24 protein-coding genes, 2 tRNA genes and 1 pseudogene are annotated in these 23,138 nt (G+C 68.1%); 18 read left to right on the top strand and 9 right to left on the bottom strand.

The features are described 5' to 3' along the window. Positions 1-21: 21 nt before the first annotated feature. The 3 genes and pseudogenes from ABDZ89_RS13540 to ABDZ89_RS13530 form a co-directional block, all read right to left on the bottom strand. Positions 22-197: pseudogene (locus tag ABDZ89_RS13540) on the bottom strand (type II toxin-antitoxin system RelE family toxin); the annotation flags it as partial. 57 nt (positions 198-254) lie between these two features. Then, a tRNA-Thr gene (locus ABDZ89_RS13535) sits at positions 255-326 on the bottom strand. A 95-nt stretch (positions 327-421) separates the two neighbouring features. After that, a complete protein-coding gene (locus tag ABDZ89_RS13530; protein WP_343779984.1) occupies positions 422-1,084 on the bottom strand; it encodes a DUF7114 family protein in 663 nt (220 codons plus the stop codon). Between the two features lie 59 nt (positions 1,085-1,143). On the opposite strand from ABDZ89_RS13530, the gene ABDZ89_RS13525 reads away from it, so the two are divergent. From ABDZ89_RS13525 to ABDZ89_RS13515, 3 genes are all read left to right on the top strand, one after another. After that, entirely contained in the window at positions 1,144-1,881 is a 738-nt protein-coding gene (locus ABDZ89_RS13525) for an enoyl-CoA hydratase/isomerase family protein (protein ID WP_343779983.1), read from the top strand. A 92-nt stretch (positions 1,882-1,973) separates the two neighbouring features. Then, positions 1,974-2,044: transfer RNA gene (locus ABDZ89_RS13520), tRNA-Gly, on the top strand. 379 nt (positions 2,045-2,423) lie between these two features. After that, on the top strand, positions 2,424-3,587 hold the full coding sequence (locus tag ABDZ89_RS13515; protein ID WP_343779981.1) for an inorganic phosphate transporter: 1,164 nt from the start codon (positions 2,424-2,426) through the stop codon (positions 3,585-3,587). Between the two features lie 26 nt (positions 3,588-3,613). On the opposite strand, the gene ABDZ89_RS13510 is transcribed toward ABDZ89_RS13515, so the two are convergent. Further along, a complete protein-coding gene (locus tag ABDZ89_RS13510; RefSeq protein WP_343779980.1) occupies positions 3,614-4,270 on the bottom strand; it encodes an undecaprenyl diphosphate synthase family protein in 657 nt (218 codons plus the stop codon). A 79-nt stretch (positions 4,271-4,349) separates the two neighbouring features. On the opposite strand from ABDZ89_RS13510, the gene ABDZ89_RS13505 reads away from it, so the two are divergent. The 6 genes from ABDZ89_RS13505 to ABDZ89_RS13480 all read left to right on the top strand — a co-directional run bounded on the left by ABDZ89_RS13505 (position 4,350) and on the right by ABDZ89_RS13480 (position 9,592). Further along, on the top strand, positions 4,350-4,874 hold the full coding sequence (locus tag ABDZ89_RS13505) for a DUF8056 family protein (RefSeq protein ID WP_343779978.1): 525 nt from the start codon (positions 4,350-4,352) through the stop codon (positions 4,872-4,874). Between the two features lie 63 nt (positions 4,875-4,937). Continuing rightward, positions 4,938-5,408 (top strand): DUF5812 family protein, encoded by a 471-nt coding sequence (locus tag ABDZ89_RS13500; RefSeq protein WP_343779975.1) that lies wholly within the window; start codon positions 4,938-4,940, stop codon positions 5,406-5,408. Positions 5,409-5,512: 104 nt separating this feature from the next. Beyond that, on the top strand, positions 5,513-6,397 hold the full coding sequence (gene secF, locus ABDZ89_RS13495; RefSeq protein WP_343779973.1) for a protein translocase subunit SecF: 885 nt from the start codon (positions 5,513-5,515) through the stop codon (positions 6,395-6,397). After that, on the top strand, positions 6,397-7,989 hold the full coding sequence (locus ABDZ89_RS13490; protein WP_343779971.1) for a preprotein translocase subunit SecD: 1,593 nt from the start codon (positions 6,397-6,399) through the stop codon (positions 7,987-7,989). Before secF ends, ABDZ89_RS13490 begins: the two co-directional genes overlap by 1 nt. Positions 7,990-8,189: 200 nt before the next feature. After that, a complete protein-coding gene (locus ABDZ89_RS13485; protein WP_343779969.1) occupies positions 8,190-8,894 on the top strand; it encodes a metal-dependent transcriptional regulator in 705 nt (234 codons plus the stop codon). Then, the gene (locus tag ABDZ89_RS13480; protein WP_343779967.1) at positions 8,891-9,592 is read left to right on the top strand and encodes a TMEM165/GDT1 family protein; all 702 of its coding nucleotides are present in this window, start codon (positions 8,891-8,893) and stop codon (positions 9,590-9,592) included. Before ABDZ89_RS13485 ends, ABDZ89_RS13480 begins: the two co-directional genes overlap by 4 nt. A gap of 4 nt (positions 9,593-9,596) precedes the next feature. Here ABDZ89_RS13480 and rnhB read toward each other — a convergent pair whose 3' ends face one another. The 3 genes from rnhB to ABDZ89_RS13465 form a co-directional block, all read right to left on the bottom strand. After that, a complete protein-coding gene (gene rnhB / locus ABDZ89_RS13475; RefSeq protein ID WP_343779965.1) occupies positions 9,597-10,304 on the bottom strand; it encodes a ribonuclease HII in 708 nt (235 codons plus the stop codon). 53 nt (positions 10,305-10,357) lie between these two features. After that, positions 10,358-10,729 (bottom strand): 30S ribosomal protein S8e, encoded by a 372-nt coding sequence (locus tag ABDZ89_RS13470; protein WP_343779963.1) that lies wholly within the window; start codon positions 10,727-10,729, stop codon positions 10,358-10,360. 82 nt (positions 10,730-10,811) lie between these two features. Continuing rightward, positions 10,812-12,449: a potassium channel family protein gene (locus tag ABDZ89_RS13465; RefSeq protein WP_343779961.1), complete on the bottom strand. Its 1,638-nt coding sequence runs from the start codon at positions 12,447-12,449 to the stop codon at positions 10,812-10,814. 150 nt (positions 12,450-12,599) lie between these two features. Here ABDZ89_RS13465 and ABDZ89_RS13460 point away from each other — a divergent pair, with 150 nt between their 5' ends. From ABDZ89_RS13460 to ABDZ89_RS13445, 4 genes are all read left to right on the top strand, one after another. After that, entirely contained in the window at positions 12,600-12,998 is a 399-nt protein-coding gene (locus ABDZ89_RS13460) for an ArsR/SmtB family transcription factor (RefSeq protein ID WP_343779959.1), read from the top strand. Beyond that, on the top strand, positions 12,995-13,273 hold the full coding sequence (locus ABDZ89_RS13455; protein WP_343779958.1) for a DUF7521 family protein: 279 nt from the start codon (positions 12,995-12,997) through the stop codon (positions 13,271-13,273). Before ABDZ89_RS13460 ends, ABDZ89_RS13455 begins: the two co-directional genes overlap by 4 nt. Positions 13,274-13,376: 103 nt before the next feature. Then, on the top strand, positions 13,377-14,078 hold the full coding sequence (locus ABDZ89_RS13450; protein WP_343779956.1) for a helix-turn-helix domain-containing protein: 702 nt from the start codon (positions 13,377-13,379) through the stop codon (positions 14,076-14,078). An 82-nt stretch (positions 14,079-14,160) separates the two neighbouring features. Next, positions 14,161-14,706, top strand: a complete 546-nt coding sequence (locus ABDZ89_RS13445) for a DUF1684 domain-containing protein (protein WP_343779954.1) — start codon at positions 14,161-14,163, stop codon at positions 14,704-14,706. Positions 14,707-14,815: 109 nt separating this feature from the next. Here ABDZ89_RS13445 and dpsA read toward each other — a convergent pair whose 3' ends face one another. Beyond that, positions 14,816-15,364 (bottom strand): DNA starvation/stationary phase protection protein DpsA, encoded by a 549-nt coding sequence (dpsA, locus tag ABDZ89_RS13440; RefSeq protein ID WP_343779953.1) that lies wholly within the window; start codon positions 15,362-15,364, stop codon positions 14,816-14,818. Between the two features lie 82 nt (positions 15,365-15,446). Further along, entirely contained in the window at positions 15,447-16,319 is an 873-nt protein-coding gene (locus tag ABDZ89_RS13435) for a carbon-nitrogen hydrolase family protein (RefSeq protein WP_343779952.1), read from the bottom strand. A gap of 242 nt (positions 16,320-16,561) precedes the next feature. Between ABDZ89_RS13435 and ABDZ89_RS13430 the strand changes: the two genes are divergently transcribed. From ABDZ89_RS13430 to ABDZ89_RS13410, 5 genes are all read left to right on the top strand, one after another. Then, positions 16,562-18,556, top strand: coding sequence for an ABC transporter substrate-binding protein (locus tag ABDZ89_RS13430; RefSeq protein WP_343779951.1), 1,995 nt, complete (start codon positions 16,562-16,564; stop codon positions 18,554-18,556). An 81-nt stretch (positions 18,557-18,637) separates the two neighbouring features. Next, positions 18,638-19,594: an ABC transporter permease gene (locus ABDZ89_RS13425; RefSeq protein WP_343779950.1), complete on the top strand. Its 957-nt coding sequence runs from the start codon at positions 18,638-18,640 to the stop codon at positions 19,592-19,594. Beyond that, positions 19,587-20,639 carry an ABC transporter permease gene (locus tag ABDZ89_RS13420; RefSeq protein ID WP_343779949.1) on the top strand — a complete coding sequence of 351 codons (1,053 nt, stop codon included), beginning with the start codon at positions 19,587-19,589 and terminating at the stop codon, positions 20,637-20,639. The genes ABDZ89_RS13425 and ABDZ89_RS13420 overlap by 8 nt, the downstream gene beginning before the upstream one ends. Next, the gene (locus ABDZ89_RS13415) at positions 20,639-21,715 is read left to right on the top strand and encodes an ABC transporter ATP-binding protein (RefSeq protein ID WP_343779947.1); all 1,077 of its coding nucleotides are present in this window, start codon (positions 20,639-20,641) and stop codon (positions 21,713-21,715) included. The genes ABDZ89_RS13420 and ABDZ89_RS13415 overlap by 1 nt, the downstream gene beginning before the upstream one ends. Beyond that, on the top strand, positions 21,708-23,078 hold the full coding sequence (locus ABDZ89_RS13410; protein WP_371152498.1) for an ABC transporter ATP-binding protein: 1,371 nt from the start codon (positions 21,708-21,710) through the stop codon (positions 23,076-23,078). Before ABDZ89_RS13415 ends, ABDZ89_RS13410 begins: the two co-directional genes overlap by 8 nt. Positions 23,079-23,138 lie beyond the last annotated feature (60 nt).

The following is a 23,138-nucleotide window of genomic DNA, read 5'->3' as shown; positions in this document are numbered from 1 at the left end:
GATCTGAGAGGATGAACTCACTCAGTCGTCGTCAGCGGTGTACGGCCCGCCTCGACGCTTGACACGTAGACGACGAGCCGCTCGTCGTCCTGCCGGAAGCTCACGGAGAGCCGGAAATCCCCGACGCGTATCTTTTTGTACGGGCTGTTCCGGAGCGGTTCGCCGTAGTCCGGTGGGTCGCGCCACGGCGAGGAGACGTGTCTCGGTAAAATGAGTTGAACGACGGGAGGCGCAAGGAAAGCGAACGCCGAGAAAGCCTAGGCCGAGATTTGAACTCGGGGTCTCGTCCTTACCAAGGACGCGCTTTACCGCTAAGCTACCCAGGCGCGATTCATCGTTGCGCGGAATCGACTTTAGGGGTTTCGATTCGACGGCGCGGCGTCGGGGGATCGCGGAGCCGCCCCGATCCGCCCCGCGCCGCTCACCGGTCCGTCGCGCTGACGGCGCGGTCCGAGATGTCGGCGATGCGGTCGGCGGTCGCGTCCGGCAGCGCGCGGCCGGCGGGCGGGAACTCGCCGTCGCAGTCAGCGGCGAGGTCGCGGGCGTACGCGAGCAGTTCCTCGGGCGGGTCGCCGCCGACGGCGGTGGTGCCGGCGACGACGGCGAGTTCGAGGGCGTCCACCTCCAGGTTGCGGTCGAGCGCGGCCGCCGTCTCGGCGTCCGTTCCGTCGCGGTCGCGCAGCGTCTGGTCGCGGCCGAACGCGCGCACCACGTCGACCGCCGGGCGGGCGGCGTCGGTACAGGCTAAAAGCGAGAAGCCGCGGGAGACGAGCACGTCGGCCGCGAGGATGTCCATGTCGGCGTCGATGTCGGCGGCGGACGGCGCGGTCACCCACGGCTCCTCGCGGGCGACCGTCCGGGTGAGCCGCAGCCCCTCGTAGATGAGCTGTACGCCCGCTGCGCGGTCGACCACTCCGCTCAGGTCGACCTCGGGATCGAGCGCGCGAGCGGTGACCAGCGACAGCACGCCGGGGGTCACCGCCGCGTCTGCGAGTCGGGCGTCGAGGGCCTCGCGGAGCTGTTCGGGTTCCACGTCCGCGAGCGCCTCACGCGCGGCGTCACGCGCTCGCGCGGCATCGTCCATTACCAACCGATAGGCAAGCGAAGGGCAAAGACCTTTGGAAACGAACGGAATTCCGTCCCGTGATTCGAACCCGAGTCGACGACGGCGTCCGCGTCGTCACGATCGATCGCCCGGAGGCGCGCAACGCGCTCCGGCCCGCGGACCTGACGGCCCTGCGCGAGGCCTTCGAGGGGCCGGAAGACGAAGACGGCGCGGAGGGGCGAGACGCCGAAGCGCCGGAGCCGTCGGTGACCTACCTCCGGGGCGCGGGCGACGCCTTCTGTGCCGGGGCGGACCTCGACGCGGTCACCGACCTCGACGACCCCGAGGCGTTCGCGCGGCGGGGGCAACGCGTGGCGACCGCCATCGAGGAGTCGCCGACGGCGGTCGTCTGCGGGGTCGACGGCTCGGTCCGCGGCGGCGGCGTCGAGTTGGCCCTCGCGGCCGACGTTCGCGTGGCGACGCCGCGGGCGACGTTCGCCGAGCCGGGCGTCTCCTTCGGCCTGTTCGGCGCCTGGGGCGGGACCGTCAGGCTCCCTCGCGTCATGCGCGAGGGCGACGCGCTCGACTTCGCGCTCTCGGGCCGGGTGCTCGACGCGGAGGCCGCGCTGCGCGCCGGACTCGTGTCGCGGGTCGTAGACGATCCGCGGTCCGTGGCCGACGAGGTCGCGTCCGGCGCGCCGGACGCGCTCGCGACGATCAAGCGTCGGCTCCGCGACCGACGCGACGACGAGGTCCGAGAGCGCGCGGAAGCGACCGCGTTCGCCGAACTCCACGAGGCGCACGCCGACGCCATCGCACGCGAAAGAGAGGAGTGATCGGGCGGCGGGCCGGCGGCGGTTCGATCGCCGCGCCGTCCCGATGTGACAGGTTTAAGTGATTCTCCGACCAACCACGAGATGCGAAGCACGCACCGGTAGTGTAGTGGTATCACGCAACCTTGCCATGGTTGCAACCCGAGTTCAAATCTCGGCCGGTGCATTTTGCGAACCAAGTGAGCGAAGCCGAGAGAGATCTGAACGCTATCAGCCGCGCGCAGCGAACCGCGAGCGAAGCGAGCACGTCTGATTCTGAGTTCAAATCTCGGCCGGTGCACTTCCGACGGACTCCGTCAGTCGACGTTTGTCTCACTTCGTTCGACAAACTCCTTTCAGTCAGGCCGGTACATCTTCTCGAACGAAGTGAGCGAAATCGCCGAGCGGCGTCTGAGTCGCGAACGGTCGAGTGAAGCGAGCGAGCACCGGCGACCCCTTTCGGTGAATCTCCAGTGCGTTCATTCCGGCTTGGAGGGGTCTCGCGGCCGGCGGTCCGGCGGCGTAACCCCTCCGTTTAACAGCGCGTGCGTACTCTGATATCGTATATGGTCGAGATTCTTCTTCTCGTGGGAGTCGCGGTAGCGGCGTTCGTCGGATACAACATCGGCGGCGCGACGACGGGACCGGCGTTCGGGCCGGCCGTCGGCGCGGACGTGTTGTCGAAGTCGGGTGCGGCAGCGCTGATGGCGGTCTTCTTTTTCGTCGGCGCGGGGACGCTGGGACAGCGCGTCGTCACGACGCTGGGCGAGGACCTCGTCTCGGGCGCGAACGTGTTCACCCTCGAGACGAGTATCGTCGTGCTGTTTTTCATCGGCGGCGCGCTGTTCGTCGGTAACTTCGCCGGCGTCCCGGCGTCGACGTCGATGACCGCCGTCGGCGCCATCGCCGGCCTGGGACTGGCGACGGACACGCTCAACTGGGCCGAGATGGGCGAGATCGCGATCTGGTGGCTCGTCGCCCCGATCATCGGGTTCTGGGTCTCCGGCATCGTCGGCCGCTACTTCTACTCGGCTATCGACGACTGGGTCGCGATAGACAGCACCGAGGGCGCGCTGTTCGAGTTCGACCTGTCGGGGACGCTCCCGAAGCCGGTCCTCGGACCGAACACGACCCGCCGCGAGCTGTTCGGCGGCTTCATCGTGATCGCCATCGGCTGTCTGATGGCGTTCGCCTCCGGAACCTCGAACATCGCGAACGCCATCGCGCCGTTGGTGGGCGCGGGCGTGGAGATACAGCCGATGATCCTCCTCGGCTGTGGTGCGGTCGCCGTGGGCGCGTTCACCATCGCCCGGCGGACGCTCGACACGCTCGGAAACGACATCACCGACCTCCCGCTGACGGCCGCGATCGTCGTCGCGATCGTCTCCTCGGGGATCGTCATCAGCCTCTCCGCGGTCGGGATCCCGGCGTCGTTCGTGATCATCGCGACGATGTCGATCGTCGGCCTCGGCTGGGGGCGCGCGACCCGCACGGTGACGATGCGACAGGGGATAAAAGGCGAGAAGGAACCGACGGTCTCCGTCGGCGCGCTGACGGCCGACGAGATGCCGGAGATCGGGGAGGGCGACGCGAGCGACATTCCCTCGGCGTCGGACCTGTTCAACCCGGGGACGAGCGCGCGCGTGGTGCTGATGCAAAACGTCGTGCCGATCCTCTCGACGGTCGGCGCGCTGGTGACGTTCAGCGCGCTCTTCGCGTTCTTCTGGTAGACCGGTCCCCCGAGCGCCCGCGTCGGTTACCGGCCGAACCGGCGGTGGCGGTCCTGGAAGTCCAACACGGCGCGGAGGTACTCGCGCCTGCGGAAGTCCCGCCAGTTCACGTCGGTGAAATAAAGCTCGGCGTACACCGACTGCCAGATGGCGAAGTCGGAGAGCCGCTCGGCCCCGGTCTTGATGACGAGGTCGGGTTCCTCGGGGAACAGCAGTCGGTCCGCGACGTCGGTCTCGTCGATCGCTTCGGGGCGCAGTTCGCCGGCGTCGACGTCGGTCGCTAGCTCCCGGACCGCGGCCGCGAACTCCGCTTTGCCGCCGAGACCCACGAGGATCCGAACCGGGGCGTCGGCGTTCGGGTCCGGGTCCGGACCTGGTTTCGAGTCGGCGTTCCTCTCCGTCGACGCGTCGGCGTCCGGGCCGCGGACGACGGTCTCTGCGGGAACGTCGAGACGCCGCAGCTCCCGGATCAGCGTCGGCGCGACCGCCCTGTCGAGCACGGAGACCGAGACGGTGACGCGTTCCGCCCCGTACTCGAACGCCCAGCCGATCGCCGACGCGAGCGTGTCGAACGCTCCGTCGGCGAGGAGGTCGCGCTCCGTGACCACGAGCGCGACGTGTGCCGGCGGCTCCGCGTCGTGGAGCCGATGGCGAGTCGCGAGGTACGCGTCGTAGAGACCCACGTCACGTGGATCCGGTCGGACGTATAAATGGCTTCCCGCCGACGAGGGGTTTAATTCGCCGACGCCCCTACGACGGCCGATGGCAGACAGCTACCGCGGGGTGTTCGGTGCGATCCCCTACGCCTTCCGCGCCACCGAGTCGTGGACGATGCGAGCGTACGCCGCGCTCGGGGCGCTGGCCGCCGGATTCGTCGCGCTCGTCGTCACGCTCGCCTTGGTCGTCTGGATGGGCGAGACCGTGTCGGCGCAGGGCGGCACGTTCCTCTTCTCGCGGTCGCTGTTCGTGGTCGCCGGCCTCGGTGCGGTCGGGCCGCTGCTCGCACCGATCCTGTTCGTCGCGCGCCGGCACCGCCGCGGTGACCCGGTCGCGAGCACGTACGACCGGTGGATGGGGGTCGCCGGGTTCCTGTTCCTCGTGTCGCTGTACCTCGGGATGATCATCTCGGCGCCCGCGGACCTCCGCGACCCGAGCGGCTCCGCGGTGCTCAACGCGCTGTACATGCTGCCGCAGCTGGCGGGGTTCGTGCCGCCCGTCGCGGCCGCGTTGGCCGTCTTCGCGACGCACTTCCGGCTCCGCGGTGGCTCCGACGGCGACGCGTCCTGAGGGGGCCGTCGGACCGTCCGCGGCTCGAAAGCCCGAAGTCGCCCGAGCGCGTCCTCGGTGGTAATGACCGACGAGAAAGAGAGCACGTTCCTCGTCACGCACGTCGAGGCCGACTCCGCCGTGCTGAAAGACGTCCACGACGGCCAGGTCCACACGCTCAGCTCGAACCCCGGACTCGACGTCGACGACGCCGTCGAGGCGACCGTCGCCCCCGACCCGCCGATGGAGGTCACCTATCAGGTGATCGAGGTCGAGGACCGTCGCTCGCTGTCGATAGAGGAGAGCCCGGAGCCGCCGACCGTCCACGAGCGCGAACTCGCCGCGGAGACGGCGACCGGGGAGCTGGCGCGGGAGCCGCGCGCGGGCGTCGGCGAGGTCCACGTGCTGACGCCGCCGGAGTCGGAGACCGAGGACGCCGTCGCCGACGTGATCGACGACCGCGAAGGGACGCTTTCCCGCGCGGCTCGACTCGGCGTGAACCGCGTCGAGATACGCTCCGAGCCGGGGGTCGTCGCCGTGCGGTACCTCCCGTGAGGTCGGCGTTCGCGTCGGGGTCACGGGTCCTCCCGCAGTCCGGCGAGACGCGGAATCTCGCCAGATAAGAAGGCTTATTCGCGCCCGCGGAGGAACCGGTATTTATGGTATCGATCGAGGTGCCGGAGGTCAACTACACCGACTACTCGAACCGGCAGCTTGCGGCGGTGCCGCTCGCGTTTCTGGTCCTCGCGTTGGCGATCATCGGCGGCTGGTTCGTGGCCACCGGTGCGCCGGCGAATCCCGGGCTGGAGTTCACGGGCGGGGTCGAACTGCGCGTCGCGGACGACACGAACGAGGACGTCGAACAACGCATCCGGGCGGCGTTCGACCGGGAGCCTGACTCGATCCAGACGATCCCCGGCGACGACGTCGTCGTGGTGACGTTCCGGGCGGCCAATGACGATCCCGAGGGACTGGCGAACGACTTACAGGACCAAGCGGACGAGGCGGGGTTGACGACGACCGCGGTCGACCAGGTGTCGCCGAGCTTCGCGAGCGACACCGCACGGACCGCGGTGTTCGGCGTGTTGCTCGCGTTCCTCGGCATGAGCGTCCTCGTGTTCGCACTGTTCCGGACGTTCATTCCGTCGTTGGCGGTCGTCGCGTCCGCGTTCTCCGACCTACTGATACCGGTCGCAGCGATGAATCTACTCGGTATCCAGATGACGCTCGGAACGGTCGCGGCGCTTCTGATGATCATCGGGTACAGCGTCGACTCGGACATCCTGCTGAACGACTCGGTGCTGCGCCGTACCGGCGGGTTCTACGAGTCGGTGAGCCGCGCGATGCGGACCGGCGTGACGATGACGCTCACCTCCATCGCGGCCATGGTCGTGATGGCGGTCGTCGCCTCGGTGTTCGGGCTCGGACTGCTCCGTGACATCGGGATCATCCTCTCCGTCGGACTGTGTGCCGACCTCATGAACACGTATCTAATGAACGTCTCACTGCTTCGCTGGTACAAGTTCGAGGGGGTGAACCGGTAATGCTCGAACCGATCAAGAACAACTGGCGGATCCTGCTGCTCGTCGTCGTCGTGATCGGGTCGTCGGTGGCGCTGTTCGCGCCCGGGTTCGGCCCGGAGCCGGCGCCGGGCGAGAACGCGAGCGAGGCCCAACAGGGGATCACGAACCTCCAGTACGGCCTCGATCTGGCCGGCGGGACGCGCGTCCGAGCGCCGCTGTCGGGGTACACCGCCACTGAAGTCGCGTTGGGCGGGGACCAACCCGGGGCGGTCGCGGAGGCGGTCGCGGCCGAACTCGACAACGCCTCGACGCGTGACGTCGGGGTCGTCCCGGAGGAGAGCGCGGTGGAGGTCACGGAGCCGTCCGTGACCGAGGCGCAGTTCCGGCAGGCGATGGACGCCTCCGGCTACGAGTACGAAGAGATTCGGTCGGGCGTCACCCAGCAGACGCGCGACGCGACGATGAACATCATCCAAGGGAAGATCAACGAGGCCGGCCTCTCGGGCGGGAGCGTCCAACAGGTCGAGTCGCTCAGCGGCGAGTACTTCATCCTCGTCGAGGTGCCGGGCGAGGGTCGCCAGAACGTGATCGACCTCCTCGAAGAGCGCGGGACCGTCCGGATCGACATCGCGTACCCCGACGGGAACGGAACCGCGGTCCAAGAGGGCGCGTTGATCCAGGACGACTTCGAGCAGATCGGGACCGCGAGCCAGCGGGAGCGAGGCACCGGGGCGTACGTCCCGGTCACCGTTCGTAACACCGCCGAAAACGGCCAGTCGCCGGCTCACTCCTTCCAAGACGCCGTCGCACAGCGCGGCTTCCAGGACGCGTACGAGACGCAGGCCGACCGCTGCGGGTACAACGCGGAGACCGGCGAGATCGAGAACTCGAACCCGTGCCTCCTGCTCGTCGTGGACGGCGAGGTCGTCAACTCCTTCGGAATGGACCCGGGGCTCGCGGACAGCATGGCGGGCGGCTCGTGGGCGGACACCGGTAACTTCCGGCTCACGACCGGCGAGTTCTCCGAGGCGCAGACCATCTCGCTGAACCTCCGCGCCGGCGCGCTCCCGGCCGACCTCGACATCAGCGGCGAGGGAACGTCCTCGTCCATCTCGGCCGCGCAGGGCGAGAACTTCCGGACGTACTCGCTCATCATCGGAGTGCTCTCCGTGTTCGCCGTCGCGGGGATGGTGTTCCTCCGCTACCGCGAACCGCGCGTCGCGCTGCCGATGATCCTCACGGCGCTGGCGGAGGTGTACGCGCTGCTCGGATTCGCGGCGCTGTTAGGGTACCCGCTCGAACTCGCGGTGATAGCCGGTTTCATCGCGGTCGTCGGGACCGGCGTCGACGACCTCGTCATCATCGCCGACCAGGTGATGAGCGAGGGCGACGTGAACTCCCAGACGGTGTTCGACTCGCGGTTCCGCCAGGCGTTCTGGGTCATCGGCGCGGCCGCGGCCACGACGATCATCGCGATGTCGCCGCTGATGGTGCTCTCGCTCGGCGACCTCTCCGGGTTCGCCATCTTCACGATCCTCGGCGTGCTGGTCGGCGTGTTGATCACTCGGCCGGCGTACGGGGACATCCTGCGGCGGCTGCTGACGGTTCGGTGATCCGAACCGCCGACTGACGGGCCGGCGGTTCGCGCCGCCGATCGAGGGTCACGCCGCCGCTACACCGATATCGATCAGGAATCTCGCCTGACGGGCGCGGAAATGACCGTTCGTTCGATCGACCGACCCGGTGAGCGCGCTCCGTCTCGGTTTAGCTATCAATCCGTCAAACTATTACTTTAGACCGGTCAAAAGCGGGTATGCCCACCGACGCAGTCGAAGATTATCTCAAGGCGATCTACCGGATCGAATCGCGGGGCGGGCCCCCCGTTTCGACCTCGCAGATCGCGGAGGCGCTCGATAAGACTCCCGCCACCGTCACCAGCATGATCGAGACGCTCTCCGACCGCGGGCTGCTCTCCAGGGAGAAGTACAAGGGCGTCGAACTCACGCCCGCGGGCGAGGTCGCAGCGCTGGAGGTCGTGCGGCGGCACCGGCTCATCGAGGCGTTCCTCGCCGAGCAGTTGGACTACGAGGCGACCGAGGTCCACGACGAGGCCGACGCGCTCGAACACCACGTCAGCGAGGAGTTCACCCGCCGGGTCGAGCGGGTCCTCGACTACCCCGCCGCCGACCCGCACGGCGATCCGATTCCGCCGGCGGACCTGTCGACGCCCGAGAGCACCGGGACGACCCTCGTCGCGGCGTTAGAGCCCGGCGAGCACGGGACGGTCATTCGCGTCAGCGACCGCGACCCGGACGTGTTGGAGTTCCTCGTCGACGCGGGCATCACGCCGGGGACGACCGTCGAAGTCGTCGACGTCACGTCGTTCGGGCTGGTCACCGTCAGAACGGACGACGGAGCGGAACACGGTCTGCCCGAGGCGGTCGCCGACCGCGTGTACGTGCGCCGCGGGGCGGACTCGGTGGGACCGACCGACGAGCAGGAGGCGAGTGACGCATGACGGGCTACTTCGAGATCGTCGTCGTCGCGTTCATCGCACAGCTGACGGTGTTACCGGGCGAGAAGGTCCAGTTGATGATCGCCGGGCTCTCGACGAAGTACGACCCGAAGATCGTCGTCGCCGCCGCCGGGACCGCGTTCGCGGGCTGGACAGCGGTCGAGATCGCGGTGGGAGAGGCCCTCCAGTCGGCGCTCCCCCCGCTCGCGTTAAACGCGGTCACCGCGGTGTTGTTCTTCACCTTCGCGGTGTTGCTGTACCGTTCCGCGCCGGAGCGGGGGACGAGCATGGAGGCGGAGCGTACCGACGGCGGGACGGCCCGGTTCGACGACCTCTCGCTTCCCGGTCCGCTCTCGCGGTACTCGGGGTCGCTCGGCGGCTTCCTGCCCATCTTCGCGCTCACCGCGACCGGGGAGTTCGGTGACAAGACACAGCTCGTCACGATCGGCTTGGCGGCCCAGTACGGCGCGACCTCCGCGATCTGGGCCGGCGAGATGCTCGCGATCATCCCGGTGAGCATCGCGAACGCCTACTTCTTCCACAAGTTCGCCGGGCGAGTCGACATGCGGCTCGCCCACCTCGGCTCGGCGCTGCTTTTCGCCTTCTTCGGCGCGGACACCGTCCTCGCGATCACGACCGGGTTCTCCGTCTGGGAGACGCTGGTCGGCGCGGTCGGCGGCCTCGTCGCCGGACTGGTCTAACGGGTCAGAACTCGTCGAGCGCCGACTGTTCGGCGGCCGCGAGCACGTCTTCGCAGGTGGCCCACGACGTTCGCGCACAGTCCGGGAGCGTCCCGTGGTCGGCGACGTACGCGGCGAGGAACCGCCGGGTGGACGGGTCGCTGGGGTAGCCGCTGCCGAGGTCGTCGTAGTCGGGGTACGCGGCGTCGACGCCGGCCATCCGATCGTCGCGGGCCGCCTTGGCGACGACGCTGGCAGCCCCGACGACCGGATCGTCCCCGTCGGCGCCGTGTGCGGCCGTCACGTCGACGGGCGGGAGTGGGTCGGCGTCCTCCGCGGACGCCTCGCCCGCGGCGACGAACTCGCCGAGTCGCCGCGCGAACCGCTCCTCGCTGGTGTCGCCGGCGTCGGCGACGACGCGGATCGGCTCGTCGACCCCCGCCGCGAGCGCGTCGGCGAGCGCGGCCCGGACCGCCCGGGCCTGTCCGCGAACGGTCAGCGTGTTCATGTCGGTGTCCGGGCGGTCGATCTCGGCCGGCTCGACGAACGCGACGCCGACCGCCACGCGGGCGTCCTCGTCGAACGCCGCCGCCATCGACTCGCGTCTGTCCGGCGCGACCCGTTTCGAGTCGTCCACGTCGGCCGGGAGGCTCGTCGGATCGGCGAGCACCGCCGCCGCGACCATCGGTCCGAGCGCGGGGCCTTTGCCGGCTTCGTCGACGCCGAGGTACACGCGTCGGTGGTGGGGCGGCGGGGAGAAATACCTTCAGAAAGGCTGCGGCGAACTCAGTCGAGCAGGACCGCGTTGACCTGACCGGTCTGGCCGGGTCGGGAAGTGACGCGCGCGCGGCCGGCCGACGTCTCGATGATAGCGCCCTTCGTGATGATGTTTCGGCGGACGTAGTTGACGTTCGCCGGGTTGTCGATGACGTTCTCGATCTCGGCTTCGCTGATGTCGCCGTCGGCGGCGACCTGCGCGACGTTCGTCGAGAGCGCGCGGACCTTCTTCTCCGTGCCGCGGGAGTCGATGTACTGGAGTCGCGTCTCGCCGACCGTCGTCTCTGCGGGCTCGCGACCGAGCTGATGGCGCTTCTTGTTCGAGGCGTGCTTGAGTCGGCCGCCGGTGCGCTTGCGTGCGGAGCGTCCCTGATCTTTCATACGGGTACGAACAGCCAGCGAATACTTGAAGCGTTCGACTCGTCGCGGCGGGCTCGGCGGGACGAGCGGGTCTCGACGGAGCTCAGGCGAACGCGCGCTCGAACGCGCGGACGCCCTCGTCGGTGCCGGCGACGATGAGTTCGTCACCCCGCTCGATCCGCGTCTCCGGCCCCACGTCGGTGATGACCTCGTCGCCGCGCTCGATGGCGATGACGGTACAGCCGGTGGTCTCGCGGACGGCCGCCTCCCCGACTGTCCGGCCGACCAGCGTCGGCGTCTCGCTCCTGACGACCTCGACGTGCGTATCGAGCGAGAGCACGTCCCGGTCCGTGAGGACCGCCGACGCGGACATCCGGCCGGTCACCAGGGAGAGCGATAGGACGTAGTCCGCGCCCGCTCGGTGCATCTTCGGCACGCTCTCGGGCTCTTCGACCCGCGCGAGCAGTTCGACGTTCGGCGCCTGGTCGCGGACCACGAGCGTCGCGTACTCGGCGGTCGCGTCGTCGGGCAGGGCGAGGACGACGGTCCGGGCGTCGGCGACGCCGGCCTCCCGCAGCGTCTCCGGATCGGTCGCGTCACCGACCACGTCGACGGCCTCGTCGTCCTCCCGGTCGACGACGGTCACGGGGAGATCCGCGCCCTCGAGGGCGTCCGCGACGGTCTTCCCGACCTGTCCGTGGCCGACGACGACCGTCTCGCCCGCGCCGAACCGACGGGCCGCCGAGTTGGTCATGTCGACGAGCCGCTCCACCTGGTCCTCCGTTCCCGAGACGAGCAGGACGGTGCCGGCCGACAGCGTCGCGTCCGGCGGCGGCGCCGCCTCGAACGACCCGTTGAACCACGCGCCGATCACGTCGACGCCGGTCCGTTCGCCGATCCGACTGCCCGCGAGCGTCGACCCGGCGAGCCCGCTCCCGTGGTGGACCGACACCTCCGCGATCCGGTGGGTGTCGCCGATCGCGACCGCCTCGTCGAGGTCGGTCCGCACCGCCGTCGTCACCTTCGAGGCGAGGCTCTCGCCCAACAGCGACCGCGGCGAGAGCACCTCGTCGGCCCCGGCGAGACGGTGGTACCGCTCGCGCTCCGGGTCCTCGACGATGCTTATCGCCTTGACGTCGAGCGAGAGCTCCTTGGCCGCGAGGATGATGCTGGCGTCGACGCGGTCGGAGACGTCGGTCACGAGGGCGCGGGCGGCGCCGAGCCGCGCGCTTTCGAGCCCTGCGGTCGTCTCCGGGTCGGCGCGGACCACCTCGTGACCCGCCTCGTACAGCGCCAGCGCCCGGTCCGGGTCGGGCTCGACCACCACGTACGGGACCGACTCCGACGCGAACTCGGTGAGGAGCGCGTCGGAGCGCGTGGTGTCGGAACAGACCACGACGTGGTCCTCCAGTTCCGTTTCGAGCGCTCGCGGGACGGTCGTCGCAAAGGCGGACTCGAGGAGCGGCGTGGCGACGACCGGGAGCGCGCCGATCAGCAGCATCATGCCGACCAGGTCCATAACGGCGATGAACGCGTGCATCTGTTGGCTCTGCCAGTCGGCCGAGTCCCCCCCGAAGCCGGTCGTGGTGAACATCTCGATCGCGAACTGGAACGACTCGATCAGGGTTCGCGGGTCGTTCTCGTACACCCGCATCCCCCACCGATAGGCGAGCGCGGTGAACACGAGCACGACGGCGACGAACCCGACGTATCCGCCGACGCGACGCTTCCACGTGTCCATTGACCGCCGGTACGCCGGCGCCACACAAAAACGGGTGGACTCGCAGTGCTAACACGCACCGAGTCCGGCGCTCGACAGTCGGACGATCGGAGCGGCCGGGTCTCGGGCCGAAGTTCGATGGTTTAAGTCCCGGGGGCCGAACGGTCACGCATGGTGCGGGACCCGTCGCGAGACCCGGATCCGCCGTCGGTCGACGAGGTGCTCGACGCGCTGGCCGACGACGCGGCCCGTCGGATCGTCGCGGCGCTCACCGAGCCGATGACCGCGAGCGAGCTCTCCGAGGAGTGCGACATCCCCCTGTCGACGACCTACCGGAAGCTGGAGAAGCTCACCGACGCCTCCCTGCTCTCTGAGTCGACCGACATCCGCAGGGACGGGCAACACACGACGCGGTATTCGGTGTCGTTCGACGCCGTCACCGTCTCGGTCGACGACGGCGCCGACGGCGACGAGGACCGCCGCGAGTTCGACGTGGAGTTCTCCCGACCGGATCGGACGCGAGACGAGCGACTGGCCGACCTGTGGTCGGAGCTACGAGAGGAAACATGAACCCGTACATCGACCTGACGATCATCGTCGCAAAGACCGCCATCCTGGTGCTCGGTGGCAGCATCACCTACTACGCGCTCCGCGCGTACGACCGGACCGGAGACCGGTCGCTCCGAGAGCTCGGCGTCGGCTTCGGCGTCGTCACCGTCGGCGCGCTGCTGGGCGGCGTCTCCCACCAGATCATCGGCGCCGACCTCGCGGTCGGTATCGCCATCGACGGGCTCCTCACGGCCGTCGGCTTCGCCGTCATCGTCTACTCGCTGTACCTGGAGTGACGCTCGATTCGAAGACGGGCCGCGACCGGCGTCCGATGACCCGGTCGATGTCGACAAGTGACGAACGGTACCCTTTTGCGGCGCTCGGTCCTCGATTCGGGGTATGAGCGACGCACGAGAGGAGCTCTCCCGCCGGATCGCCGGCGAGATAACGCTGAGCGACGACCCGGGCGCGACGCTCCGGAAGTGGCGGACCGACTTCGACGTCTCCCAGACGGAGCTCGCCGACCAGCTCGGCGTCTCCTCCTCGGTCGTCTCCGACTACGAGAGCGGTCGCCGCGAGAGCCCGGGTATCGGCGTCGTCCGCCGTACCGTCGAGGGGCTCCTCGACATCGACGAGCGGCGCGGCGGCGGTCGCCTCCGCCAGCACGCCCGGGTGCTCTCGGCCGGGTTCGAGAGCGACATCGTCCACGACCTCCGCGAGTACTCGACGGCGGTCCCCCTAGAGGAGTTCTACGAGGCGATGGGCGCGACGGAGATCGTGCGCGGCGACCACGACCACGTCAACGGTCACACGGTGATCGACTCGATACAGGCGATCACGCGGCTGTCGAGCGAGGAGTTCTACCGCCTGTACGGACAGTCGACGAACCGCGCGCTCGTGTTCACGCGGGTCACCCGCGGCGAGTCCCCGCTCGTGGCGCTGCGGGTCGTGAGCCCGACCCCGAACGCGGTCGTGCTCCACGGCATCGAGGACGGCGCCCTGTGGGACCACGCGGCCGACCTCGCACGCGTCGACGGCGTCTCGCTGGCCACGTCGAACCGTGACCTCGACGACTGCCTCGCGGACCTCCAGGCGCTGTGAGCGGCCGGCCGACGCCGCCAGTCGGCTGCGGTCGGCCGGCCGAACCGCGAGCCTGAAACGGCCGGCGGCCGTCGAGTGGCCCATGACCGACGACTACGCCGAGCGGCTCCGCGCGAACCGCCGAGAGAAGGACGAGTTCTTCGCCGAACACCAGCAGTCGCCGATCCCGCCGGAGCAGCGCGACGCGTTCGAGGGGCTCGACTACTTCCCGCCGAACCCGGACTACCGCGTCGACGCGACCGTCACCGTCCACGACGAGCCCGACCCGGTCGAGATGGAGACGACCGCGAGCAACCCGGTGCGGTACCTCCGGGCCGTCACCTTCGCGTTCGAGATCGGCGGCGAGGAACACGCGCTCGCGGGGTACCGACAGGAGGGCGACGACGGCGCGCTGTTCGTCCCCTTCCGCGACAAGACGACCGGCCAGCAGTCGTACCGTCAGGGCCGGTACATGGAGCTGGCGCCCGACCGAGATCTCGGCGACGGCGACGAGGTCACCGTCGACTTCAACCTCGCGTACAACCCCTTCTGCGCGTACAGCGAGACGTTCTCCTGTCCGCTGCCGCCCGAGGAGAACTGGCTGGAAATCGCGATTCCGGCCGGAGAGCGGGCACCGTCGCTCGACTGATCTGAGGCTAGGGGAAGCGGACGCCGGAGAGCGATCGCTGTGCGGGTGCGGTTCGAAAGAAGTCGGACTCGGACGCTGGGCGTCCCGAAAGCGGTCCGTCGCGGTCGGCTTACTCGAGCGTCTCGCTCGTGACGAGCGTGTCGTCCTCGAGGTAGTGCTCGAGGTGGTGGCCGTGTTCCTCGACGTCTTCGAGGATGTCGCGGAGCTGCTCTTCGGTGTTGTAGTCGCCGAGGTTGTTCGCGAGCTGGATGTGCTCGCGGAGCTGCTCTGTGATGTCGCCGAACATCTCGAGGTCGTGTTCCAGCGACGTCCGGATGTCGTAGGCGTCGGCGTCCTCGGGAGTCACGGGGGCGTGTTCCTCGTAGTTCGCGCCGCCGGAGAGCGGCACGCCGCCGAGCGCCTGCGCTCGCTCCGCGAGCACGTCCGCCCCCTCTTCGAGGTCACCGGCGACCTCGCCGAGGTACTCGTGGATGCCGAGGAACTCGGCGCCCTCGACGAGCCAGTGGTGCTTCTTGACCTGGTGGTAGAGGACGTACGTCGCCGCGAGGTCGCTGTTGAGCGCGTCGACGAGCTGTTCCGCCTTCTCCTCGGGGACGCGGAGCGCTTCGCTCTCGTGGACGTCGCCGTATCGCTGACGGGCCTGCTTCTGGGTACTCATTTCAATTGTACATACGCGCGCGACCTACTTAATGCTTCCCACTGAGAAAACTACTCTTTCACATTAGCAAAATTATTTTCTGCTATTCGTCGACGACCCCGACGAGGTCGCGCTGTGCGGCCAGCGTGTCGCGGTCGAGCGTCGCGGTCAGGGTCGTCGCCTCCCGGTCGAGTTCGGTCGCGACCGCGCCGTCCGGTCGTGCGACGAGGGATCCGCCGGCGTACGTCGCCTCGTCGGCCGCGCGCTCGCCGCCCGCGGTCCCGGTGCGGCCGGCGCCGACGACCCACCTGACGCCGTCGAGCGCGCGAGCGCGGCACAGGAGCCGCCAGTTCGCGGCGTGGTCGGCGGGCCACGCCCCGACCACGACGAGGGCGTCGACGGCGCGGTCGGCGAACCACGCGCTCTCCGCGACGAAGTTGAGGTCGTAGCAGGTCAGGAGTCCGGCCGAGCCGACGGGCGCCTCGACGACGACGCGGTCGCTGCCGGGCGTCAGCAGCTCACCCTCCGCGTCCCACAGGTGTCGCTTGCGGTAGACGGAGAAACCGGTGTTCGGGCCGTTCGCGTCGGGGGTCCGCGCGTCGGTCGCGCCTCCGCCGACGCCGTCGGTCGAAACGCCGTCGTGAGGTGCGTGGTTCGGCGGCGGAACGTACGCGCTCGCGTTGTACACCGCGTCGCCGTCGCGCTCGGCGTAGCCGGCGACCACCGCGGCGCTCGCTACGTCCGCGATCTCGTCGAGGTAATCCCGCGCTTCGTCGCGCGATAGCGCGGCGTCGCGGATTCTGTCATCCGGCGCGAAGCCCGTGAGCGCGTACTCGGGGAAGACCGCGAGGTCCACCGCGGCCGGCAGCTCGGCAGCCCTCCTCCGGAGGCGCTCGACGTTCGATCGAACGTGGAGATCGTCGACGGAGATCTGGGGGACCGCGACGGTCGGGTTGACGGGGGAGAGATCGGACACGGATACAGCATCACGCTCCATGAATAAAACGAACGGTGCGACGGCTCGCGGCGTAGAATCGCTCACGCCGTTTGTGTGGATTCATGATAGTTTGTGTGGTAACATTTGCCCGTGCGCCGGTGACATACGCTATAAGGATGAAAAGAACCGTTCTTCCCAGACAAACGTTTGAAAATCTGATACGGACTTGACGACCGGGGGTTTCGTAAGTTATTATAGTGTTTGGTTGTTGGATGTCTAGTATGCCAAGCAGGCACGAACCATCCGACGCAGGCAGTCAGCTCAATCGCCGGAACGTTCTCGTGACGATCGGCGCGGCAGGAAGCGCCGGTCTCGCGGGGTGTAGCGGTAACGGCGGAGACGGCGGAGATGGCGGCGACGGCGGCGACGGCGGAGACGGCGGAGACGGCTCCGACGGCCTCTTCCCGCTCGACGTCCGGCTGGAGACGAACGCGGGCAACGACGACCGCGTCCAGCTCCTCGAACTCATCGCCGAGTCGATGAGCCAGACGGAGTACTTCAACACCTCCATCGAGACGTTCGAGTGGAACACGTACGTCGGCCGCGTCCTCGACCCCGAGTATCAGAACAACGGCTACGTTCCGTGTATCGGCCTGTCCGGCACGTTCAATCCGGGGAGCTTCTGTAACGCGCTCCACTACTCCGAGAACCAGGGCGCCTGTTGTAACCTCAACGGGATCGACGACCCCGAGCTCGACGAGATGATCGACGCCGCGCGGTACGGGCCGGAGGTCGCCGGCGACTCCGAGCTCCGCGGCGAGCGCTACGACGAGGTCTGGAACTACCTCGCCGAGGAGCGATACAGCTCCATCACGCACTTCGGGCTCAACAGCGCGGTGACCAGCACCGACATCCACGGCTACTCCATCTTCCCGTTCACCGAGGGGACGTTCAGCTACGCGATGTACGCCCCGCAGGACGAGCAGGTCATGTGGATCGACCGCGAGAACACTGCGGCCGGCGACAGCGAGCTCGGTGACCTCGTCGAAGGGGGTACGCTCGCCGGCGCCCTCTCCGCGAACCCCGAGTCGTTCGACCCGCCGCACAGCAGCGACACGACCTCGACGATCGCGCAGAACTTCATCTTCGAGGGCCTCACCACGAGCGACGAGGAGGGGAACGTCTACCCGTGGCTCGCCGAGAGCTACGAGCTGCTCGACGCGACCGACGTGGACGTGACCGCGTACGCCGACTACATGAGCACGGCCGGCACCACCGAGGAGGGCGCCGTCGACACCGAAGAGCAGGTCATCATCCAGCACCCCGAGGACAACCCGGCCGAGGACGACGAGGTCCGCGTGCTGCTCCCCGACGACGCCGTCGAGGCGGCGCAGGACGGCACCTACGGGATGCAGTACCGGTACAACCTGCGTGAGGGCGTCGAGTTCCACAACGGCGACGAGCTCACGGCGTCGGACGTCGTCGCGACCTACGAGTACGCCGAGAACTCCGTGGTCGCCCCGCAGACGTTCGACTCCGTCCTCGCCGTCGTCGAAGTCGACGAGTACACGGTCGACATCTACGCGCAGATCGCCGACGCGGAGGCCGAGCGCCTCCTGCCCAGTCTGTTGATTCTCAACGAGAACCAGATATCCGACGTCGACAAGGGCAGCCTCGACCCCCGCGAGGGCAACCAGCCCGTCGGGACGGGCCCGTACGAGTTCACCGAGTTCGAAGACGAGCAGTACTACGAGGTCAACAAGTTCGGTAACTACTGGCTCGAGAACGTCGGCGTCAGCGAGGCGTTCAGCTGGTTCGACGGTCCCTCGGAGTTCCCCGACGGTCCCGTCATCGACGCGTTCGAGCTCCAGATCGTCTCGGACAACTCCACGCGCTCCGCCGCGCTCCAGAACGGCGAAATCGACATGACCTACGGTCTCAACTCGGGGACGCTCGCAGACTTCGACGAGTCCGAGGACTTCCTGCTGGACTCCGTCGAGGCCGGCGGGTACACGTACATCCAGTACCCGGTCAACATCGAGCCGTTCGACGACAAGCGCGTCCGCCAAGCGATCAACCACTTGGTCCCGCGGGAACGCATCGTCGAGAACGTCCTGAGCGGCTTCGGGAGCCCGGCGTTCACCGACATCCCGCAGCTCGCCCGCGGTTCGGGAACGGCGGACTACGAGGAACTCCTGAGCGAAGTGAAGCCGACCAACGAGTACGACCCCGAACGCGCCGTCGAGCTGCTCGAAGAAGTCGCCGCCGAGCAGTAACGGTCCCTCCGGACCGGGTTTCGTTCCCACACGCACACACCACTACTCACAACTGATGACTATCACGGTACCTCAGCGACGATGAGCCTCCAACGTTTCATAGTGAAACGCGCACTGTCGATAATCCCGATTATGTTCGGGGTCTCGGTGATCACTTTCGGGCTGTTCCACCTCACGCCCGGTGACCCGGTCACGCGGCTGGTCGCCTTGAACCCGGACGTCACAGCCGCCGAGAAGGCGGCACTCCGGGCGCGCTGGGGCCTCGACGGCCCCGTCTGGGTCCAGTACTACGACTGGATCACCAACGTCCTCGTCGGCGACTTCGGGCAGGAGCTGCGGACCGGTCGCGCAGTCTCGGACATCGTCTGGCGGCGACTTCCCGAAACCATCGCACTCGGTCTGTTCGGCTGGGCGTTCGCGCTGATCATCGCGATCCCGGCCGGTATCTACGCCGCGGTCAACAAAGACCAGATCGGCGACACGATCAGCCGCTTCCTCGCGCTCTCGGGGATTTCGATCCCGAACTTCTGGCTCGGGCTGATGCTGATCCTGATATTCTCCCTGTACCTCGGACTGTTCCCGGTGTTGGCCCCCTCGGGCGTCCCGCTGTACCACCCGAGTATGCTCTGGTACCTGATCTTGCCGGGCATCACGATCGGGACCGCATCTGCCGCGAGCATCATGCGCGTCATGCGGACCTCGATGACCGAAGAGCTGAACAAAGAGTACGTGACCGCGGCCCGCGCGAAGGGGCTACCGGAGCGGACCGTGATCTTGAAACACGTACTGCGGAACTCGCTCATCTCGGTCGTCACCTTGGCGGCGACGCTCACCGCGTCCATCGTCGCGGGCTCGGTCGTCGTCGAGGTCGTCTTCAACTGGCCGGGACTCGGCCGTGAGTTCATTAACGCGATCAACGCACGCGAGATCAACGTGGTGATGGCGATCACGTTGTTCACCGGCTTCTTCGTGATCCTCGCGAACTTCGTCGCGGACATCGTGTACGCGGCGCTCGACCCACGGATTCGATATGACTGACGAACGACAACATCACAGCGATCGCGGTCGCATCCGGGTCTCCGGGTTCGACTCCGAGCGCGTCACGGAACGCGAACCGCTCTCCAACTGGACCGACGACACGGGCGGCGAGACCGTCGGGCGGTGGCGGCGCGGTCTCCGTCGGTTCACCCGGAACCGATCGGCGATGGGGGCGCTGGTGATCGTCGTCCTGATGGCGCTCGCCGCGTTCTTCGCGCGTCCCATCGAAGTCGCCGGGGTCGTCGTCCAGCCGTTCTCGCTGGCGCCGTACGACCCGACGACGATCCTCTATCTCCAGGACCCGAGCGTGGACGTCTACGGCCCGCCGTCGTGGGACTACCCGATGGGGATCGACGGCTCGGGCCGGGACCTGTTCTCCCGCATGCTCGTCGGCGGCCGGTACAGCATTTCGATCGGGTTCATCGTGGTCGGACTGACGGCCTCGTTCGGCCTCATCTACGGCGCCGTCTCCGGCTACTACGGGGGTAACGTCGACGAACTGATGATGCGGATCGTCGACACGATCTACGCGTTCCCCGGTCTCGTGTTGGCGCTCATCATCGTCGCCATCCTCGGCGGCGGCTACTGGCAGCTCGTGCTGGCGTTCAGCCTGTTCGGCTGGGCCGGCTACGGCCGGCTCGTCCGCGGTGAGGTGCTACAGATCAAGGAGAACGAGTACGTGTTGGCGGCGAAGGCGCTCGGCGCGCGCGACCGATCGGTCGTGTTCAGACACATCGCGCCGAACGCGATGCCGCCGCTCGTCGTGTTGGCCTCGCTCAACATCGGTAGCGTCGTGATCGGCGTCGCGGCGCTCGGGTTCCTCGGGCTCGGTCTGGCGCCGAGCACGGCCGAGTGGGGAACGATGCTCGACGCGACTCGCGAGACGCTCATCCAGGGTCCCGGCGGACGGATCCCCTGGTGGGCGACGGTGTACCCCGGCGCCGCCATCTTCATCTTCGTGATGGCGATGAACATGATCGGCGACGGGATCAACGACGCGCTCGACGCCCAGCAGACCGGCGTCGGTCGCGGAGGTGAAGAGTAATGGCACTTCTCGAAATCAACGATCTGACGGTTAGATTCTACACGCAGGAAGGCGTCGTCACCGCCGTCGACAACCTCTCGTACCGTATCGAGAGCGGCGAGAAATTCGGAGTCGTCGGCGAGAGCGGAGCCGGAAAGAGCGTCACCGCGCTCTCTGTGCTCCGGCTCATCGAGAGCCCCGGTCAGATCGAGAGCGGGGAGATCCTCTTCAAAGGCGAGGACCTCCTCGAGATGTCCGAATCGGAGATCCGCTCGATCCGGGGCAACGAGATCGCGATGATCTTCCAGGACGCACAGACCGCCCTCAACCCGGTGTACACCGTGGGAGGGCAGATATCCGAAGCGATCGAACACCATCTGGACTACTCCTCCGAGGAGGCGCGCGAGCGGACGATCCAGCTGCTCGACCGCGTCGGGATCCCGGAGGCGGAGACGCGCTTTTCGGACTATCCGCACGAGTTCTCCGGCGGGATGCAACAGCGGGCGATCATCGCGATGGCGCTGTCGTGTGACCCGGACCTGATCGTCGCCGACGAGCCGACGACCGCGCTCGACGTCACGATCGAGGCCCAGATCCTCGACGAACTGCGCGAGCTCGCCGACGAGTTCGACACGGCCGTCCAGCTCATCACGCACGACCTCGGCGTCATCGCCGAGGTCTGTGACCGCGTGATGGTGATGTACGCCGGCAAGGCGGTCGAGAAGGCCTCGGCCGAGGAGCTCTACTACGACCCGAAACACCCGTACACGGTCGGACTGATGAGTTCGATCCCGCGTGTGGGCGACGAGCGGGACCGTCTCCAGACGATTCCCGGCACGATGCCGGACCTCGTCGAACTCCCCTCGGGGTGTAGCTTCCACCCGCGGTGTCCGTTCGCGGAGGAGGCGTGTACCCGTAGCGAACCGGCGCTGACGGACGTCGAGACCGGTACCGAGGCCACGCTCGACACCGAGCACGCCGCGGCGTGTCTGGAGTACACGGAGGGGCTCTCGCAGGGGCTCACCTACTCCGTCGACGTCGACGGGCCGACGAACGACACCGTCGAGCGGTACACCGGGGGTGGGGCCGGTGAGTGAGTCCGAGCCCATCCTCCGCGTCGAGGGGTTAGAGAAGTACTACGAGTCAAGCAGCGGATTCGTCGACACCCTGCTCGGCCGCTCGCAGCCGGTGAAGGCCGTCGACGGCGTCGACCTGACGCTCCACGAGGGCGAGACGCTCGGCGTCGTCGGGGAGTCCGGCTGCGGGAAGACGACGCTCGGTCGGAGCATGCTCCGACTGATCGAGCCCACCGGCGGGTCCGTCTACTACAAGGGACAGGACCTGACGGAGCTGTCGAGCTCGGATCTGCGGTCGCTGCGCACTGACATCCAGTACATCTTTCAGGACCCGTTCTCCAGCCTGAACCCGCGGCTGACCGTCGGTGACATCATCGGCGAGCCCCTGGACATCCACGGCATCGCGGAGGGCAAAGAGCGGACCGAGCAGATCTACGAGCTGTTAGAGACCGTCGGGCTGAACCCCAGCCACGCGAACCGCTACCCGCACGAGTTCTCCGGCGGTCAGCGCCAGCGGATCGGCATCGCCCGTGCGCTCGCGGTCGATCCGGAAGTGATCGTCTGCGACGAGCCCGTGTCGGCGCTCGACGTGAGCGTCCAAGCGCAGATCCTCAACCTCTTGGAGGACCTCCAAGACGAGTTCGGGCTCTCGTACGTGTTCATCGCACACGACCTCAGCGTCGTCGAACACATCTCCGACCGCATCGCGGTGATGTACCTCGGCGAGGTCGCCGAGGTCGGCGCGACTGGGGACGTGTTCGAGCCGCCGTATCACCCCTACTCGGAGGCACTGCTCTCGGCGATTCCGGAGCCGGACCCCCTGTGGGACAGCGAGCAGATCTTCCTCTCGGGGACGGTTCCCTCGCCGATTAATCCGCCGTCCGGCTGTCGGTTCCACACGCGGTGTCCGCAGGTCATCCCCGACGAGGAGTACGACCTCTCACAGGAGGTCTGGCGCTCGGTGATGGACATGAAGCTCCGCACGCGGCAGGCGGACTCGGTGGAGTCGGTCACCGCGGAGCTCGACTCGGAGATCGACGGGGACCGATCGGATCCCGCCGAGGCGTCGATAGACGTCTTCGACCGCATGGTCCGCAAGGAGTTCGACCTGCCGGAGGAGCTGTCGGACCCGGCGGCGGAGTCCGTCGTCACCGAGGCGATCGGCACGCTCCAGGAGGGCCGGATCGACGCGGCCGGGAGCGCGCTCGAAGAGGCGTTCACCTCGCCGTGTTCCCAACATCACCCGACGGGTTACACCGTCGGAGACGGGCACGAGATCGCGTGCCTCCGCTTCGACGAGGGCTTCGACGAGGAGGCGAACGCGTTCCACGCCGACGCCCCGCCGGCCGACGGCGAGGCCGACCGCGGCCGGGCGGACGACTGATCGGCGGTGTCACTCGCCGGGCGGCGCCCGCCCGGCCGATCCGACTTCGGTGACGGCTCT

The sequence above is a fragment of the Halorubrum ejinorense genome (assembly GCF_039522565.1).
Classification (GTDB): Archaea; Halobacteriota; Halobacteria; order Halobacteriales; family Haloferacaceae; genus Halorubrum; species Halorubrum ejinorense.
Note: the sequence above shows the minus strand (reverse complement) of the source record. Positions and strands in the feature narration are given on the sequence as shown.

Bases quoted from the DNA above. Each gene is read 5' to 3' on its own strand.
- secF (WP_343779973.1), top strand. From the start codon at position 5,513: ATGGTATCGATCGAGGTGCCGGAGGTCAACTACACCGACTACTCGAAC.
- ABDZ89_RS13460 (WP_343779959.1), top strand. From the start codon at position 12,600: ATGGTGCGGGACCCGTCGCGAGACCCGGATCCGCCGTCGGTCGACGAG.
- ABDZ89_RS13490 (WP_343779971.1), top strand. From the start codon at position 6,397: ATGCTCGAACCGATCAAGAACAACTGGCGGATCCTGCTGCTCGTCGTC.
- ABDZ89_RS13455 (WP_343779958.1), top strand. From the start codon at position 12,995: ATGAACCCGTACATCGACCTGACGATCATCGTCGCAAAGACCGCCATC.
- ABDZ89_RS13530 (WP_343779984.1), bottom strand. From the start codon at position 1,084: ATGGACGATGCCGCGCGAGCGCGTGACGCCGCGCGTGAGGCGCTCGCG.
- ABDZ89_RS13500 (WP_343779975.1), top strand. From the start codon at position 4,938: ATGACCGACGAGAAAGAGAGCACGTTCCTCGTCACGCACGTCGAGGCC.
- ABDZ89_RS13425 (WP_343779950.1), top strand. From the start codon at position 18,638: ATGAGCCTCCAACGTTTCATAGTGAAACGCGCACTGTCGATAATCCCG.
- ABDZ89_RS13470 (WP_343779963.1), bottom strand. From the start codon at position 10,729: ATGAAAGATCAGGGACGCTCCGCACGCAAGCGCACCGGCGGCCGACTC.
- ABDZ89_RS13450 (WP_343779956.1), top strand. From the start codon at position 13,377: ATGAGCGACGCACGAGAGGAGCTCTCCCGCCGGATCGCCGGCGAGATA.
- ABDZ89_RS13515 (WP_343779981.1), top strand. From the start codon at position 2,424: ATGGTCGAGATTCTTCTTCTCGTGGGAGTCGCGGTAGCGGCGTTCGTC.
- ABDZ89_RS13485 (WP_343779969.1), top strand. From the start codon at position 8,190: ATGCCCACCGACGCAGTCGAAGATTATCTCAAGGCGATCTACCGGATC.
- ABDZ89_RS13420 (WP_343779949.1), top strand. From the start codon at position 19,587: ATGACTGACGAACGACAACATCACAGCGATCGCGGTCGCATCCGGGTC.
- ABDZ89_RS13480 (WP_343779967.1), top strand. From the start codon at position 8,891: ATGACGGGCTACTTCGAGATCGTCGTCGTCGCGTTCATCGCACAGCTG.
- dpsA (WP_343779953.1), bottom strand. From the start codon at position 15,364: ATGAGTACCCAGAAGCAGGCCCGTCAGCGATACGGCGACGTCCACGAG.
- ABDZ89_RS13430 (WP_343779951.1), top strand. From the start codon at position 16,562: ATGCCAAGCAGGCACGAACCATCCGACGCAGGCAGTCAGCTCAATCGC.
- ABDZ89_RS13445 (WP_343779954.1), top strand. From the start codon at position 14,161: ATGACCGACGACTACGCCGAGCGGCTCCGCGCGAACCGCCGAGAGAAG.
- ABDZ89_RS13465 (WP_343779961.1), bottom strand. From the start codon at position 12,449: ATGGACACGTGGAAGCGTCGCGTCGGCGGATACGTCGGGTTCGTCGCC.
- ABDZ89_RS13505 (WP_343779978.1), top strand. From the start codon at position 4,350: ATGGCAGACAGCTACCGCGGGGTGTTCGGTGCGATCCCCTACGCCTTC.
- ABDZ89_RS13415 (WP_343779947.1), top strand. From the start codon at position 20,639: ATGGCACTTCTCGAAATCAACGATCTGACGGTTAGATTCTACACGCAG.